Annotated in this window: 13 protein-coding genes; 7 read left to right on the plus strand and 6 right to left on the minus strand. The window is 45.4% G+C overall.

The genetic code is table 11. The features are described 5' to 3' along the window. Positions 1–51: 51 nt before the first annotated feature. Together ACWGXJ_RS02645 and ACWGXJ_RS02650 are read right to left on the minus strand one after the other, a co-directional pair. Positions 52–552: an NAD(+) diphosphatase gene (locus ACWGXJ_RS02645; protein ID WP_452566105.1), complete on the minus strand. Its 501-nt coding sequence runs from the start codon at positions 550–552 to the stop codon at positions 52–54. Between the two features lie 135 nt (positions 553–687). Next, positions 688–2,157 (minus strand): MFS transporter, encoded by a 1,470-nt coding sequence (locus tag ACWGXJ_RS02650; protein WP_452567853.1) that lies wholly within the window; start codon positions 2,155–2,157, stop codon positions 688–690. Positions 2,158–2,321: 164 nt separating this feature from the next. On the opposite strand from ACWGXJ_RS02650, the gene ACWGXJ_RS02655 reads away from it, so the two are divergent. Further along, positions 2,322–2,744 (plus strand): MarR family winged helix-turn-helix transcriptional regulator, encoded by a 423-nt coding sequence (locus ACWGXJ_RS02655; RefSeq protein WP_061829988.1) that lies wholly within the window; start codon positions 2,322–2,324, stop codon positions 2,742–2,744. A gap of 101 nt (positions 2,745–2,845) precedes the next feature. On the opposite strand, the gene ACWGXJ_RS02660 is transcribed toward ACWGXJ_RS02655, so the two are convergent. Next, entirely contained in the window at positions 2,846–3,424 is a 579-nt protein-coding gene (locus ACWGXJ_RS02660) for a TetR/AcrR family transcriptional regulator (RefSeq protein WP_061829987.1), read from the minus strand. 188 nt (positions 3,425–3,612) lie between these two features. On the opposite strand from ACWGXJ_RS02660, the gene ACWGXJ_RS02665 reads away from it, so the two are divergent. After that, entirely contained in the window at positions 3,613–4,836 is a 1,224-nt protein-coding gene (locus tag ACWGXJ_RS02665) for an MFS transporter (RefSeq protein WP_452566106.1), read from the plus strand. Between the two features lie 17 nt (positions 4,837–4,853). On the opposite strand, the gene ACWGXJ_RS02670 is transcribed toward ACWGXJ_RS02665, so the two are convergent. After that, a complete protein-coding gene (locus tag ACWGXJ_RS02670) occupies positions 4,854–5,093 on the minus strand; it encodes a DUF3995 domain-containing protein (RefSeq protein WP_452567854.1) in 240 nt (79 codons plus the stop codon). A 479-nt stretch (positions 5,094–5,572) separates the two neighbouring features. On the opposite strand from ACWGXJ_RS02670, the gene thrS reads away from it, so the two are divergent. Beyond that, positions 5,573–7,486 carry a threonine--tRNA ligase gene (thrS, locus tag ACWGXJ_RS02675; protein WP_013308583.1) on the plus strand — a complete coding sequence of 638 codons (1,914 nt, stop codon included), beginning with the start codon at positions 5,573–5,575 and terminating at the stop codon, positions 7,484–7,486. A gap of 157 nt (positions 7,487–7,643) precedes the next feature. Here thrS and ACWGXJ_RS02680 read toward each other — a convergent pair whose 3' ends face one another. Further along, a complete protein-coding gene (locus tag ACWGXJ_RS02680; RefSeq protein WP_061829985.1) occupies positions 7,644–8,444 on the minus strand; it encodes a GTP pyrophosphokinase in 801 nt (266 codons plus the stop codon). Between the two features lie 274 nt (positions 8,445–8,718). On the opposite strand from ACWGXJ_RS02680, the gene ACWGXJ_RS02685 reads away from it, so the two are divergent. From ACWGXJ_RS02685 to ACWGXJ_RS02695, 3 genes are read left to right on the plus strand one after another with little or no spacing between them, the layout of a single operon-like run. Beyond that, entirely contained in the window at positions 8,719–9,180 is a 462-nt protein-coding gene (locus tag ACWGXJ_RS02685; RefSeq protein WP_029515967.1) for an S-ribosylhomocysteine lyase, read from the plus strand. A 5-nt stretch (positions 9,181–9,185) separates the two neighbouring features. Further along, positions 9,186–9,956, plus strand: a complete 771-nt coding sequence (locus tag ACWGXJ_RS02690; RefSeq protein WP_061829983.1) for an SDR family NAD(P)-dependent oxidoreductase — start codon at positions 9,186–9,188, stop codon at positions 9,954–9,956. Between the two features lie 25 nt (positions 9,957–9,981). Further along, positions 9,982–10,863 (plus strand): MetQ/NlpA family ABC transporter substrate-binding protein, encoded by an 882-nt coding sequence (locus ACWGXJ_RS02695; protein WP_013308586.1) that lies wholly within the window; start codon positions 9,982–9,984, stop codon positions 10,861–10,863. Between the two features lie 44 nt (positions 10,864–10,907). Here ACWGXJ_RS02695 and ACWGXJ_RS02700 read toward each other — a convergent pair whose 3' ends face one another. Then, positions 10,908–11,747, minus strand: coding sequence for an AraC family transcriptional regulator (locus ACWGXJ_RS02700; RefSeq protein WP_452566107.1), 840 nt, complete (start codon positions 11,745–11,747; stop codon positions 10,908–10,910). A 238-nt stretch (positions 11,748–11,985) separates the two neighbouring features. Here ACWGXJ_RS02700 and ACWGXJ_RS02705 point away from each other — a divergent pair, with 238 nt between their 5' ends. After that, positions 11,986–14,169: an alpha-galactosidase gene (locus ACWGXJ_RS02705; RefSeq protein WP_452566108.1), complete on the plus strand. Its 2,184-nt coding sequence runs from the start codon at positions 11,986–11,988 to the stop codon at positions 14,167–14,169. Positions 14,170–14,232 lie beyond the last annotated feature (63 nt).

Raw genomic sequence — 14,232 nt, forward strand, 5'->3', positions numbered from 1 at the left:
TCTGTAAAGACATCTTTTTCATCATTTTCACATCGCCACGCTTATATCACTTCAAATCAATCCTGCCTCAATCTTTTCAATAATGGTCAGCAAGAAGGATTCAGCTAAGCTGTTTTTCAAAATAGCTTGCTTGGCTTCCTCCAGTGTAAACCAACGTGCTTGATCTACCTCCGTACTAAGAACATCCAACTGATCGTCATTCACAATGGACACAAAATTCAGCATCAGTGTATTGCTTCGTTCAAAATACTCGCTGCGCATATATTGATACTCATCGACTTGTAATCCTACTTCTTCCTTAACTTCACGCACCAATGTCTGCTCGGCGGATTCCCCCTTGTTCACATAACCTGCCAATAAAATGAAGTCTTGAATATTGTACTGCTGTATGAGCAGCACTTTATCTCTCTGACTATTCAATACAGCGGTACTGATCGCAGTGCTGAATATCGGGAAACGAAAGACCTGGCATGTATGACAAAAGGGGATAGGGCCTCCGCCTTCACACTCCTTCACCATCAATTTTGTTCCGCATTCATAGCAATATTTCATGTAAGCTCCACCCTTGTATCCCATTTTTAAAATTGTAAATGTTGCTTTTAATGTCGTGTTTGTACTGCAATACTCATCATCTTAATTCTACGATCATTGTTCTGTCTACGGACGCTTTATTTCTTCTCTTGGTCTTTATCCCTTTTCTTGCTGCGTTCTTGCCCGTCTAGCCCCGATCAGCCGCCAGCCTGTTAACAATGCCGCCACAAGACAGATGGACGCGGACGTCATAAAGACTACATGCATGCCTGCCAGAAAAATTTCTGGATGACCCGAGACCAAGCCGGTGACCCGATAACCAGCCTCTTTACTCATAATATAAAAGAGGATCGATGTGGCCAAAGTGATCCCCACAACCATACCGACGTTGCGAACCAGCGAATTGACACTCCCGGCTGAGCCGAGCTGTGTGCGGGGTACTGTAGACATAATCAGCGAGTTGTTCGGCGATTGGAATAAACCACTGCCAATGCCCAGCATGGCAATCCACAGACCCACGAGCGGGATGGAGCTGCCTGCATGCAGTTGGGCCAATCCAATCTGGGCAATGACCATAACGACCAGCCCGGCGAATGTGAGCAGTTCAGATCCGATTTTATCGGAAAGCGCACCGCTGAGAGGGGCCACAATAACCATCGAGATGGGGAGCAGCATCAGCAGGAACCCGGCATGAAAAGGCGACAAGTTCAGCATATTCTGCGCATAAAAGGGCGAAATGATGTTAAAGCAAAAATTAGCGACGAACACCAGAAAAGCACACAAAATACTGAGCGAAAATAACGGATTTTTGAATAGCGCGAGCTGTAAGAGCGGCCCAGGACGACGAAGTTCCAACCTAATGAACATGGCAAAAGCAACTACAGCCACCACCAGCGAAGCAACGATACGTTTGTCGCCATACCCGACCTGCTGTCCCAGCAACAATCCGACGAACAAAGTGAGAATAAAAATAGCAAATACCAAGCTACCGGGAACGTCAATTTTATCTTTCACCTTGATCAAATCCTTCGGCAGAAGCTTCCAGCCAAGAAAGACAGCGACCAGCCCTACCGGTACATTGACCCAGAAAATGTACTGCCAGCCCAGCGACGAGACAATAATACCGCCCAAGCTTGGCCCGGCGATACTGCCCAGAGAAACGAAGGTTCCAATGAGGCCAAGTGCTTTGCCCCGTTCATTGGACGGGAAGATATCTGTCACGATCCCCTGGCTGTTCGCCATGGTCATGGAGGCTCCAAATGCTTGAATAATACGGGAAATCAGCAGCATAGAAAGCGAAGAGCTAAGACCGCACATTAGGGAGCCAAGAATGAATACGATTGTGCCGATTTTGAATATTTTGATTTTACCGACGATATCTCCAAGCTTGCCAAAAAATAAGATAGCGGTACATATCGCCATTAAATAGGCGGTTGTCACCCATTCAATCTGTGCCACGGGTAAATGTAACGTGCGAGACAACACAGGAAGAGCGATATTGACGATGCTTCCATCCAATGTGGACATAAATGTAAACAGATTCAATACAATTAAAATCAGCCAACGTTTCTTCTGGACTTCGATATTCTCTTGATAGGTTGTAGCCGTTGTAGCAGTTGAACTCATCATTACACCTCGTTATCGTTAACAATTTCTATTTAGTTGCACGCGCAACTAAATGAACGGTTCTAGTGTACAGCAAATTAGTTGCGTGCGCAACAATATTGTTGTAAACTTTGCTTTGGTCCCAACTGGGGATTTGTCATTTTCAAGCCAATGAGGTGTATTTGATGAGAAAAAAACCGATTGGAAAGCTAATTTCCCACTTGTACCGTCGAAATCAAAAAATACTGTCCAAAAAACTGGGCCCTTACGGAATCGGCAGTGGAGGACAACACAGCTTTTTAAAGCTCATTTTGCAGCGGCCGGGCATTACACAAGAGCAGTTGACGAATGAACTTAAATTTGACAAGGCAACCACGGCACGCTCTGTGAAACAATTGGAGGAATCAGGCTATATTGAACGGAAAACGGACCCAAATGACCGCCGTTCCTATCTTGTATCTCCCACGGCCAAGGCGTTAGAGTTTGCCCCTGTCTTACAAGGAATATTGGACGAGCTCAATGTCAGCCTTGTCCATAAACTATCCGAAGAGGAAGAGGATCTTCTTATCGACTTACTGCAAAAGATTAGTATAGACCCTGACGAATAAACAAATAAACAAATAAGGAGTTAGCTAGAGGATCGTGGCAGGTAAAAGAAAAAGCAGATCTCACAGAGGATACTCTGTGAGATCTGCTTGATACCACTTATTCAGTCCATGCCAATTCCTTTGAACGCATTCATGACTAATTGTCGCACATAGGAATCGTCTAATGGATAACCAGTTACCAGCAATCGATAAAAAACGGGCCCATAAATGAGATCGATACATAATTCAATATCGAGATTTTCCTTCAATTCTCCGCGCTCTATTCCGCGCTCAATAAGAAGCCTGGCCTCAAGTCGCCGAGGGTGGAAATATCGGGTCCGGTATGCCTCTGACAATCCTGAATCAAGTTGCCCTTCGCCTATTAACTCCGTAATGATTTTACCCTCTCGGCTTATTAAGAACCGCACTAAATTCGTGGCATGAATGAGAATGTCATCTAATACACAACCCGTGTCGGGCACGGGCAATCTTGCTATGGTGGCTGACAGGAAACCATCCATTACTACGGCAGCTTTGTTAGGCCACCATTTATAAATGGTGGCTTTGCTAACTTTTGCTCGCTCAGCAATTTTTTCTACCGTAACCGCCCCAAAGCCTTGCTCCAACAGTAGATCATAGGAAGCGTTAAGGATAGATTTTTGCGTCTCGACATTACGTGGACGTCCTCTTTTACTCTGCACTGGAATGCTCACCTTCTTAACAGATATAAGTAAACGCGAAAAATAAACTATACGTTCAGTATATCAAATATCATGTGAAATAAAAAAGTTGATTTTGCCTATTTACAAAACGAAACGTTCAGTATATTATTTGATTATCGAATTAGTGAACTATACGTTTAGTATTTAAATTAATGAGGAGGATTATTATGCAAAGAGAACAACAAGCCTTAAAAAGTAACCGTATCTCAAATTGGATGATGTTTTTGTTAGCAGCCGCATGCGGCCTTATTGTTGCCAACCTGTACTATGCTCAAACCCTTGTAGGACCTATTCACGTTGCTATGGGTCTTTCTTCTACAGCAGCGGGCTTCATTGTCACCTTAACTCAAATCGGTTATGTGGTGGGATTGTTATTTATCGTACCGCTCAGCGACATTATTGAAAATCGACGGCTTATGGTCATATCGCTAATTATCACAGTCTGTGCATTGGTTGTTGCCGCTTTTGCCACCAATGCCCCGTTGTTCCTGACCGCATCCTTGTTCATTGGAATTGGATCTGTGGTAGCCCAAATACTGGTGCCGTACGCCACCTATTTAGCATCCGAAGAGCAGCGCGGCCGCGTTGTTGGGAATGTCATGAGCGGACTCTTGCTAGGCATTATGTTCGCACGGCCAGTAGCAAGCTTTATCACCAGCATTTGGGGATGGCAAGCCGTATTTATTTTGTCAGCCATTGTCTTGACGCTGTTGACGATTCTGCTCTCGCGAGCTCTTCCAGAGCGCAAGCCTGTGCCTACGGTATCTTACAGTAAATTAATTTTCTCGCTAGGCACTCTTTTAAAACAAACGCCTGCACTGCGCCGCCGTGCCCTGTATCAAGCCTGCCTATTTGGTGCCTTCAGCCTTTTTTGGACTGTTGTTCCTCTACGTTTGGCGGATGATTTCGGAATGTCTCAACAAGGGATTGCATTGTTTGCTTTAGTAGGCGTAGGCGGTGCAGTAGCTGCCCCGATTGCCGGGAGATTGGCTGATAAAGGCTGGAGCAAAGGTTTAACCGGGTTAGCTATGATCATTGCAGCCTTGTCTTTTTTGCTCATTTATCTTTTTCAAAGTCATTCGACGGTTGCGCTCGTACTTCTCTTTATTTCAGCGATTACACTGGATATGGCTGTATCGGGAAATCTTGTACTTGGACAGCGTGTGATTTACTCCTTGGGAAGTGAGGCGAGGGGGCGTCTGAACGGATTATTCATGTCTATTTTTTTCATAGGCGGAGCGATTGGATCATCATTAGGTGGTTGGTCGTATGCGTTAGGAGGTTGGAATTTTAGTTCTCTGATTGGAGTCGTCCTGCCTGTGCTGGCTTTGCTGTACTTTTTCACTGAGAAAGAAACGAGTGAAGACGTGCGAAAGAAACAAACCACCTGATAGAGGTCGGCTTTAAGCTATGCCGTACTCAAAAACATAATCATTAAAATGGCTGTTCCCAAGAGAAAACAAAGGGGTGAGTAGAGCACAGTGTCCCACTTTGCAAAAACAGTTCCTTTTTTTCTCTTGAAGAACCCTACCCATTTGAAATCTCCTATAGAACGTAAAATAAATACGCACGACAACAAGCCTGCACCGTAGGAATGAAAGGAACTGAAAAACGGCTCAAAGAGCAAAGCCGTTCCTGTGCTTGGGATCGCTGCCTTTGCACCTTTTTGTCCGCCGAATACCCAATAGGAGGCATGAAATTACATAAACGCCCACTTGAAATACCTGCGAATTTGATCTATAATGCTGTAGAATATAGTGATATTCAAGGCATTGACCAAAGACATGATTTCCTTGAAGGGCCGTTCAGAGAGAAAAGACGAGGCTGAGAGCTTTTCCGGCAACCGCATGTGAAGTTACCCCTTTGTAGCCGTGACGTTGAACATGTAGCTGTGCAATCTAGCAGTAACATCAGTAAGCGCCTACCGCTTTATCCCCGTTAACGGATACCAATGGAGGGTCACGCATGTCGTGCATGAGCATGTTCCGATGAACATAAATGTACGCACAGGAGCGGGCCGAACTAGGGTGGAACCACGAGCTGAACGCACTCGTCCCTTGAGGGAGAGAGGCGTTTTTTTGCGTTCAATTTTGATATAGAACACAATTTGAAATGGAGGCTTTAATCGTGAGTATTCAAGTGAAATTGCCGGATGGAGCCGTACGCGAGTACGAGCAGGGCGTAACGATCGCCGACGTGGCGGGTTCGATCAGCTCCGGGCTGAAAAAGAACGCCGTAGCAGGTAAAGTGAACGGGAAGGCTGTAGATCTGAACACCGTTTTGGATCAGAACGTTGACCTTGAAATCATTACGCTGGACGGTGCAGACGGTCTGGAAATTTATCGCCACAGTACAGCGCATTTGCTCGCTCAGGCGCTCAAACGCATTTACGGTGAGAAAAACGTGAAACTGGGTATCGGTCCGGTCATCGACAGCGGCTTCTACTATGACATTGATATCGAAAACCCATTGTCCGTTGACGACTTGGCCAAGATCGAGAAGGAAATGACGAAGATCGCACAGGAAAATCTGCCGATTACACGTCGTGTGGTCAGCCGTGAGGAAGCCACTCGTATTTTTGGAGAGTTGGAAGATCCACTGAAGCTGGAACTGATTCGTGATTTGCCGGAAGAAGCGGAAATTACAATCTATGATCAAGGCGAGTTTTTCGACCTGTGTCGTGGCCCGCATTTGCCATCAACTGGCCGCATCAAAGCTTTTAAACTGTTGAGTGTAGCGGGCGCATACTGGAGAGGCGATTCCAACAACAAGATGCTGCAACGTATCTACGGAACAGCATTCCCGAAAAAAGCACAACTGGATGAGCACCTGCATTTGCTGGAGGAAGCGAAAAAACGCGACCATCGCAAGCTGGGTAAAGAGCTGGAACTGTTCATGTTCTCCGAAGAAGCACCGGGGATGCCGTTCTACCTGCCTAAAGGTATGGTCGTCCGCACTGCATTGGAAGATTACTCCCGTGATATTCAACGTCTGCATGGCTATGAGGAAGTACGTACACCGCTGATGATGAACAATCGTCTGTGGGAACAATCGGGACACTATGAGCATTACAAGGAAAACATGTACTTCTCCGAAGTGGATGAAACTACATTTGCTCTGAAACCGATGAACTGCCCAGGACATATGCTTGTGTTTAAAAATGAGCTTCACTCTTACCGCGATCTGCCAATTCGTATAGCCGAATTTGGACAAGTGCATCGCCATGAGCTGTCCGGCGCGTTGAACGGTATGATGCGTGTTCGTACATTCTGTCAGGATGATGCGCATATTTTCGTCACACCAGGTCAGATTGAACAAGAAATTACAGACGTAATTAAGCTGATTAACGAAATGTATAGTGTGTTTGGCTTTGACTTCACAGTGGAATTGTCCACACGTCCAGATGACTTTATGGGAGAGCCAGCACTGTGGGATCAAGCGGAACAAGCTCTGCAAAACGTGCTGGATCACCTGGGCATCAACTACCGTATTAATGCGGGAGATGGAGCATTCTACGGTCCGAAAATTGACTTCCACATTCTCGATGCGCTCAAACGCAGCTGGCAATGCGGAACGATCCAATTGGACTTCCAAATGCCTGAAAAATTCGACCTCACTTATGTGGGCGAGGACAACCAGAAGCACCGTCCAGTCGTTATTCACCGTGCCATCTACGGTTCGATTGACCGCTTCATGGGCATCCTGACTGAGCATTTTACAGGTGCATTCCCATTGTGGTTGGCTCCTGTTCATGCGAAGCTGTTGCCAGTATCCGAGAACTATATCGAGACTGCCAATGAGATACAGGATGCGTTGCTGAAAGCAGGTCTGCGCGTCGAAGTGGATACTCGCAATGAGAAGCTTGGTTATAAAATCCGCGAGGCGCAATTGGAGAAGGTTCCATATATGTTCGTTATCGGGGAAAATGAAAAAACAACCGGTACTGTAGCGGTTCGTAAACGTGGCGAAGGCGATCTGGGATCACTCAGCATTGCGGATATCGTTGAGAAAATCAGCACAGAGATTCGCGAGAAACAGTAATATTTGATCGGAAAATGTGTAAAAGAGCCATCAAAACCATGATGAACGTGGTTTTGATGGCTCTTTTTTGTACCCAATACATAAGAGTCCAGCGTAAGACTGAACCATAGTTTTTGCAGCCTCAACTGAATTCTTGAATTATCTTATACACAAATACTTAGCAGGTTTGTGGCCGTGAAGTGGCGTGATCTGCTGGGAGGGAGAGTGTCTTCAAGGACGTCTCTTCGGATTGTTTGGCCGGGGATTCTTCCGCATCCTGTTCCTCGCTAAGCGATAAAATTTCGCCGCGCAACTTCAGCATTTTCTGATCCAGCTCGTAGGTTGCACGTGCGGCTTCGGTCAATCCATTAACGACATGTTCAGGCACTTTCTTATCGAACTTATAGTACAAAATATGCTCCATACTGGCCCAGAAATCCATAGCCAATGTGCGCAATTGAATTTCAACCTTGATCCAGCGCGTGCCCTCAAACAGGATCAGCGGAATTTCCACAATGACATGTAGGCTCTGATAGCCGTTGGGCTTAGGATGGGCTATATAGTCCTTGACCTCCAGAATACGAATGTCTTCCCGTGTGTGAAGATGATCCATCAGACGATAAATATCTTTCACAAAAGCGCATACCACGCGCATTCCAGCGATATCATGAATTTCACGCAATATATTGTCCAAGGTCACTTCATGCCCTTTGCGCCGAACCTTTTCCACGATGCTGTGGGGCTCTTTGATCCGGGTTTTAATATGCTCAATCGGGCTAAAACCGTCTAACAGCTTCCATTCCGTCTGAATCAGCTTGATTTTATTCTTTAATTCCTCCAGAGCCAGCTGATAAAGGACGGGAATCTTTCTCCACTCCTCTAGTTGCTTGGCGTCGACACTGTTTTGATCCAGCTGTAGCTGAAATTCCTGCAAGGGTAATGGGACAGCATTCAGGTGCTTCCAATCCGGTTCATTCACAGAGCATTCTCCTAAATGAGGCTTATGATGTCCTCGATCTTTTTCGTAAAAATGCATTATCGTATACATTGTACACTATGTCAAAACCTACAGGCAAAGGAGAGACGATCAAAGAAAAAAGAAATACGACAAGAATTATAGTGGTAAAACCGAGTAATCCGATGTATAATTACAAAAATGCTGATTTGGAGCATTTAATTCTTTAAAAAATCACAAATGTAGAGTATCCATCATTAGATTAAAAATATAAATTACAGAAAAGAGGAAAAGAAAAATGGCAAAAGTAGAAAGTTTTCAATTAGATCACACGATTGTAAAGGCTCCTTATGTAAGAGCAGCGGGAGTAGAGCATGACGAAAAAGGAAGCACAGTACAAAAGTATGACTTGAGATTTTTGCAACCCAATGAAGATGCACTTCCGACGGCAGCTGTACATACGCTGGAGCACTTATTAGCAACGTACCTGAGAGATGAAATCAAAGGAATTATTGATATCTCTCCTATGGGATGCAGAACGGGGTTCTACTTGATTTTGTGGAATGAACACGAGCCTGAGGAAATTGCACTCGCTTTGGAAAAAACCTTGAAAAGAATTCTGGAAACGACAGAGGTTCCGGCTGTTACTGCTTTGGAATGTGGGAATTACAAGGACCACTCTCTTTTTTCCGCGCAGGAATATGTGAAGATTGTATTGGAAGCTGGTATTAGCCGCGATCCTTTCGAAAGAGTACTTTAAAATCTATGATTTCGATTGACCTATCTCATCAGACAGCGGTAGTGACAGGCGGCAAGTCAGGCATAGGCAAGGGAATTGTAGAGCTTTTCATTCAAAGCGGAGCTAAAGTAATTTCTGCTGATATTTCTTATGAAGAGCCGTATAGAGTGGTCAATCCACAGTTGGTTGAAACGCAATTGGACATATCGAAACCGGATGATATCGAAAGATGGTGCGATCTACTAATCAGCGAAACGGGAGTTCCTGACATATTGGTGAACTGCGCAGGTACTTCTACGATGGATTATGTCATTGATAGTGAGTTGGCTGATTGGGAGAAAGTATTTTCGATCAATTCAACTGGGCTGTATGTAGCGTCCAAACGGTTTGCCAAGGAAATGGTGGATGCGCGCAAACCAGGACGAATTATCCAAATTGCTTCGCAGGCTGGAAAAAATGGATATCGGGCCATGGGCGGATATTGTGCATCCAAACATGCGGTTCTTGGCTTGACCAAGGTGATGGCCATTGAGCTTGCTCCGCATCAAATTTTGGTGAATGCGGTTTGTCCAGGTATCGTAGAAACGCCGATGAAGCATCGCGAGCGGATTGAAGGGGGCGTCATTCGCGGAATGACCGCTCAAGAAATATACGAAGAAGACTGTTCACAGGTACCTTTGGGGAGAACGGCCGAGGTGGAGGATGTCGCCAATGTGGTGCTGTTTCTGGCCAGTCCGCTCTCTGCATATATGACAGGACAAGCGATTAATGTTACAGGTGGAATGACGATGCACTAGCATACATGATCTGGGGGAAAACAACATGAAGAAATCGTTCGTTTTACTATTAGGGATTAGTTTATTATTGGTTGCCGCAGGATGCGGTAATAAAAGTTCAGACAGCAATGGCTCCAGCGCCGCTTCCGGTTCGGAAACGCAAAAAGTAGTCATCGGCTCCATGGGCTCTGACGCCCAGATCTGGAAGCATATTGCCCAGTCCCAGGCCGCCAAGGATGCCAAGCTGGACATTGAAGTGAAAGAAATTAACGGCGGAATCGAAACGAACAATGCGACCAAAGAAGGCGAAGTAGATGTGAATGCATTCCAATCGTGGGCGTACCTGGTTAGCTATAACAAAGAGAGCAAAGCTGATTTGAAGGCTATAGCCACAACCTACCTGGAGCCTATGGGGATTTATTCGCAAAAATTCAAAAGCATCGATGAAGTGACCGACGGGGCCCTGGTAGCTTTGGCAGATAACCCAGCCAATACGGCAAGAGGTTTAAAGTTATTGGAAGCATCTGGTTTGATTAAGCTTAAGGCTGACTTTAATGATGCCTTGGGTACAGTCAATGATATTACTAGCAATCCTAAAAACCTGAAATTTGAACTAATTGATGATAAAACAGGCCCACGAGTGATTCAAGATGTAGGCTTGGTGCTGATTGGGAATACAATTGCTTTAGAAGGGGGGCTGAATGTACTGAAAGATTCCTTGTTCCATGAGGAGATCAGTCAGGCAACCAAAAATAATATTAACGTCCTGGTTACTTCATCTGATAAGGCGAATGACAAAGGGCTGCAAAAGTTAGCGGATCTCTATCATAACGAGGATACTCAAAAATACATTAAAGATGAATTTGGCGGCACCAAAGTAGAGGTTAAAGAGCCGGTTTCTTATTTGGAAGGACAAACTACAAAATAAACTTATGAGGTCAGCCAGTTTTTTGGGTTGACCTCTTTTGTTCGTTAGTAGTCGACTTGAGTTTGAGTATGGGTTTCGGTTCGATAATGTTTGGGGGAGAGTCCCTTTACCTTTTTAAAAATTTTCGAGAAGAGTAAAGGGTCGTTATAGCCGACTGAACGGGAAATGTCACCGATCGAAAGTTCAGCGTTTCCCATCATTTCACATGCTTTGTTGATCCTATAGCGAACCAAATAATCCTGAATACTTGTGTTCACTTGTTGTTTGAATAACGAACATAAATAGCTTCGATTGAGTCCGATAAAATTTGCAATGTGCTCAATGGTAATTTTCTGAGCATAATTCATTTCGATAAAATCCTTCACTTTTTCCACGTAAATTTCCGACCGGCTTTCCTTTTGTTCGGAAGGTGTTACCGGACCGAATTCTATAAGCTCCGATATCATTAAGCAAAGCAGACCGGTCAGTCTGGTTTCCCGAGCTTTATGGCATTCACTTGATTCGTTCATTCGCTGCAAATACTGATAAATCAAATGGTCTCCTTCAAAGTTGAGGATTGGACGCGTCATCGTTAGACCTGATTGCTTGAGGAGTGTTTCTGCCAGTGCCCCGTCAAATCCAAACCAGCAATAAGACCAAGGATTCACTACATCGGCTTGATAATAAGTAATGACCTGGGGGCAGATTAGAAACCACTGTCCTTTCCGCAAGCGATAACTGAACCCACCGACCTCGAAGGTACCTTCTCCGTCCAAAATATAATGAAGCAGATAGTGATCTCTTATCGCAGGCCCAAAAAAGTGACTCGGTATGCATTCCTCTATGCCAAACTGAGTTAGATACAATTCAGAATGCTGTTTACTACGCGGCAAATATTCTATCACGCTAAATCTCCTTATGTAAATTATCAAGCATTATAACATAAATAGTGAGCACCATGCCATGTACTTCATATCTAAAATTAATATATGATTTCTGTAGAACCTACTGCTATATTGTTGAATCTTATCAAGCTTTACACCATATGAACATAGTTGATGGCTGTTACAAAATGCTTCTTCTGAGTGTCTTTTTGGTGTGGAACTCCGATGATTATTATCTAAGAGAGGGGTTATTTTCCCAATGGGTATCATTGTTCAAGAGCAAACAGGGCTGTTTCATTTGCAGTCGTCGGGCATGAGTTATATTATTCAGATTGTGGATGGATTTCCTGTGCATGTATACTGGGGAGACAGGTTGAAGCACCGCGAACCCATGGCTGACCTATTGCTTCACACTCCCGCGACGGCTGGATTGGATCGGTTGCCGCAAGAATATCCGCAGTATGGGAGCGGGGACTTCCGTAACCCGGCGTATCAAGTAGAGCTTGAGGATGGAACTCGTATCACGGAGTTAAAGTATATTGGCTACCGGATCACTAAGGGAAAGCCATCATTAACCGGGCTTCCGGCCGTATATACCGAAAATGAAGACGAAGCGGATACGCTGGAACTGGAGTTACAAGATGACTTTTCAGGCCTTAAAGTTGCTCTTCTTTATACCGTCTTCGCAGATCGAAACGTAATCGCTCGTTCGGCTCGTTTGAGTAATGCGGGAGCCAAGAATCTTCGGCTTCTCCGTGCTCTAAGTGCCAGTGTCGATTTTTCAGGTAAAAGCGATCTAGAGTTCATGTATCTTTCGGGAGCATGGGCTCGGGAGGGGAATATTACCCGCAAACCGATTCTTCAAGGTGAAACCCGAATTGATAGTAAAAGGGGCATGAGCAGCCATCAACTCAACCCTTTTGCTGCATTGGTCACTGGGGGAACAACGGAAAGCTATGGTGAGGTATTCGGCTTTAGCCTCGTGTACAGCGGGGGCTTTGAGGCGGGAGCAGAAATAGATTCATTCGGCTCTACACGGTTTAGCATCGGCGTGAACTCCTTTGATTTTTCGTGGTTACTGAGCCCAGGTGAGAGCTTCCAAACGCCAGAAGCCGTTATGGTTTACTCTGGTCAAGGGCTGGGAGAAATGTCGCGTACATATCATCGCTTGTATCGGACTCGTCTTTGCCGAGGGAAATATCGGGATGAAGAACGCCCTATTCTGGTCAATAACTGGGAAGCTACCTATTTTGACTTCAATGCAGATAAGCTGGTATCGATAGCGAAGGAGGGGGCAGAGCTAGGCATCGAACTTTTTGTCTTAGATGACGGTTGGTTCGGAAAACGGGATTCTGACAATTCGTCTCTCGGCGATTGGTACGAGGATCGTCGGAAGCTGCCAGACGGACTTGCCGATGTCGCGAAACGCATCAATCAATTGGGGCTTAAATTCGGACTCTGGTTTGAGCCGGAGATGATCTCTCCAGACAGCGAGTTGTACCGGGAGCATCCAGATTGGTGCCTTCACGTTCCAGGACGGCGACGCAGTGAAGCCAGATGGCAGTTGGTGCTGGACTATACTCGCAAGGAAGTACGCGATTACATCTACGATTCGCTGGCTGCCATTTTCTCCAGCGCCCCAGTTTCTTACGTGAAATGGGATATGAATCGCTGCCTGACGGAAATCGGTTCCGCAGCTCTGCCGCCAGAGCGCCAATCTGAGACTGCCCATCGCTATGTTCTTGGATTGTATGAGCTGCTGGAGCGCGTCACCACCGAATTTCCGCATATTCTTTTCGAGAGCTGTTCAAGTGGCGGAGGACGTTTTGACCCAGGCATGCTTTACTACATGCCTCAAGTATGGACTAGTGATAATACCGATGCGGTGGAACGTCTGAAGATTCAATATGGAACTAGCCTTGTCTATCCTGTAAGCGCCATCGGAGCGCATGTGTCGGCAGTTCCGAACCATCAAGTTGGACGCATAACACCCCTTGATTTTCGAGGTGATGTGGCCATGTCCGGAAATTTTGGATATGAGCTTGATCTCACGAAATTTACCGATGAGGAAAAAGAGACGGTCAAACGCCAAATCGCAGTATACAAGCAGATACGTGGCTTAGTACAAAAAGGTGACTTGTATCGCTTAAACAACCCGTTTGAAGATAACGAATCGGCTTGGATGTTTGTTTCTGAAGACCAAGAGGATGCCATCGTCTACTATTTCCAAGTGATGGCTGTCCCGAACGCGCCTTGGCGAGCCCTGCGCCTTGACGGACTAAATCCAGAGCTCGAATATGAAGTTAAGTCAGGAAATAGCGGGCAAAAGTCTATCCATGGGGGGGATCGGCTTATGAAGTTGGGCCTCCCTCTTCTCTACAGACAGAAAGACTATGAAAGTGGATGGTTCAGGCTTCGGGCAATAAAGCCTGGTAAGGCTTAAGGATCAGTACAACAGTATAATTGCCGAAAGAGAGAAAACAATCGATGGAGTTATGCCCCTTTT

Source organism: Paenibacillus sp. S33 (genome assembly GCF_053615415.1).

Coding starts and splice junctions, on each gene's coding strand:
- ACWGXJ_RS02685 (WP_029515967.1), top strand. CDS start 8,719: ATGGCAAAAGTAGAAAGTTTTCAATTAGATCACACGATTGTAAAGGCT.
- ACWGXJ_RS02665 (WP_452566106.1), top strand. CDS start 3,613: ATGCAAAGAGAACAACAAGCCTTAAAAAGTAACCGTATCTCAAATTGG.
- ACWGXJ_RS02655 (WP_061829988.1), top strand. CDS start 2,322: ATGAGAAAAAAACCGATTGGAAAGCTAATTTCCCACTTGTACCGTCGA.
- ACWGXJ_RS02650 (WP_452567853.1), bottom strand. CDS start 2,157: ATGAGTTCAACTGCTACAACGGCTACAACCTATCAAGAGAATATCGAA.
- ACWGXJ_RS02645 (WP_452566105.1), bottom strand. CDS start 552: ATGAAATATTGCTATGAATGCGGAACAAAATTGATGGTGAAGGAGTGT.
- ACWGXJ_RS02705 (WP_452566108.1), top strand. CDS start 11,986: ATGGGTATCATTGTTCAAGAGCAAACAGGGCTGTTTCATTTGCAGTCG.
- ACWGXJ_RS02695 (WP_013308586.1), top strand. CDS start 9,982: ATGAAGAAATCGTTCGTTTTACTATTAGGGATTAGTTTATTATTGGTT.
- ACWGXJ_RS02690 (WP_061829983.1), top strand. CDS start 9,186: ATGATTTCGATTGACCTATCTCATCAGACAGCGGTAGTGACAGGCGGC.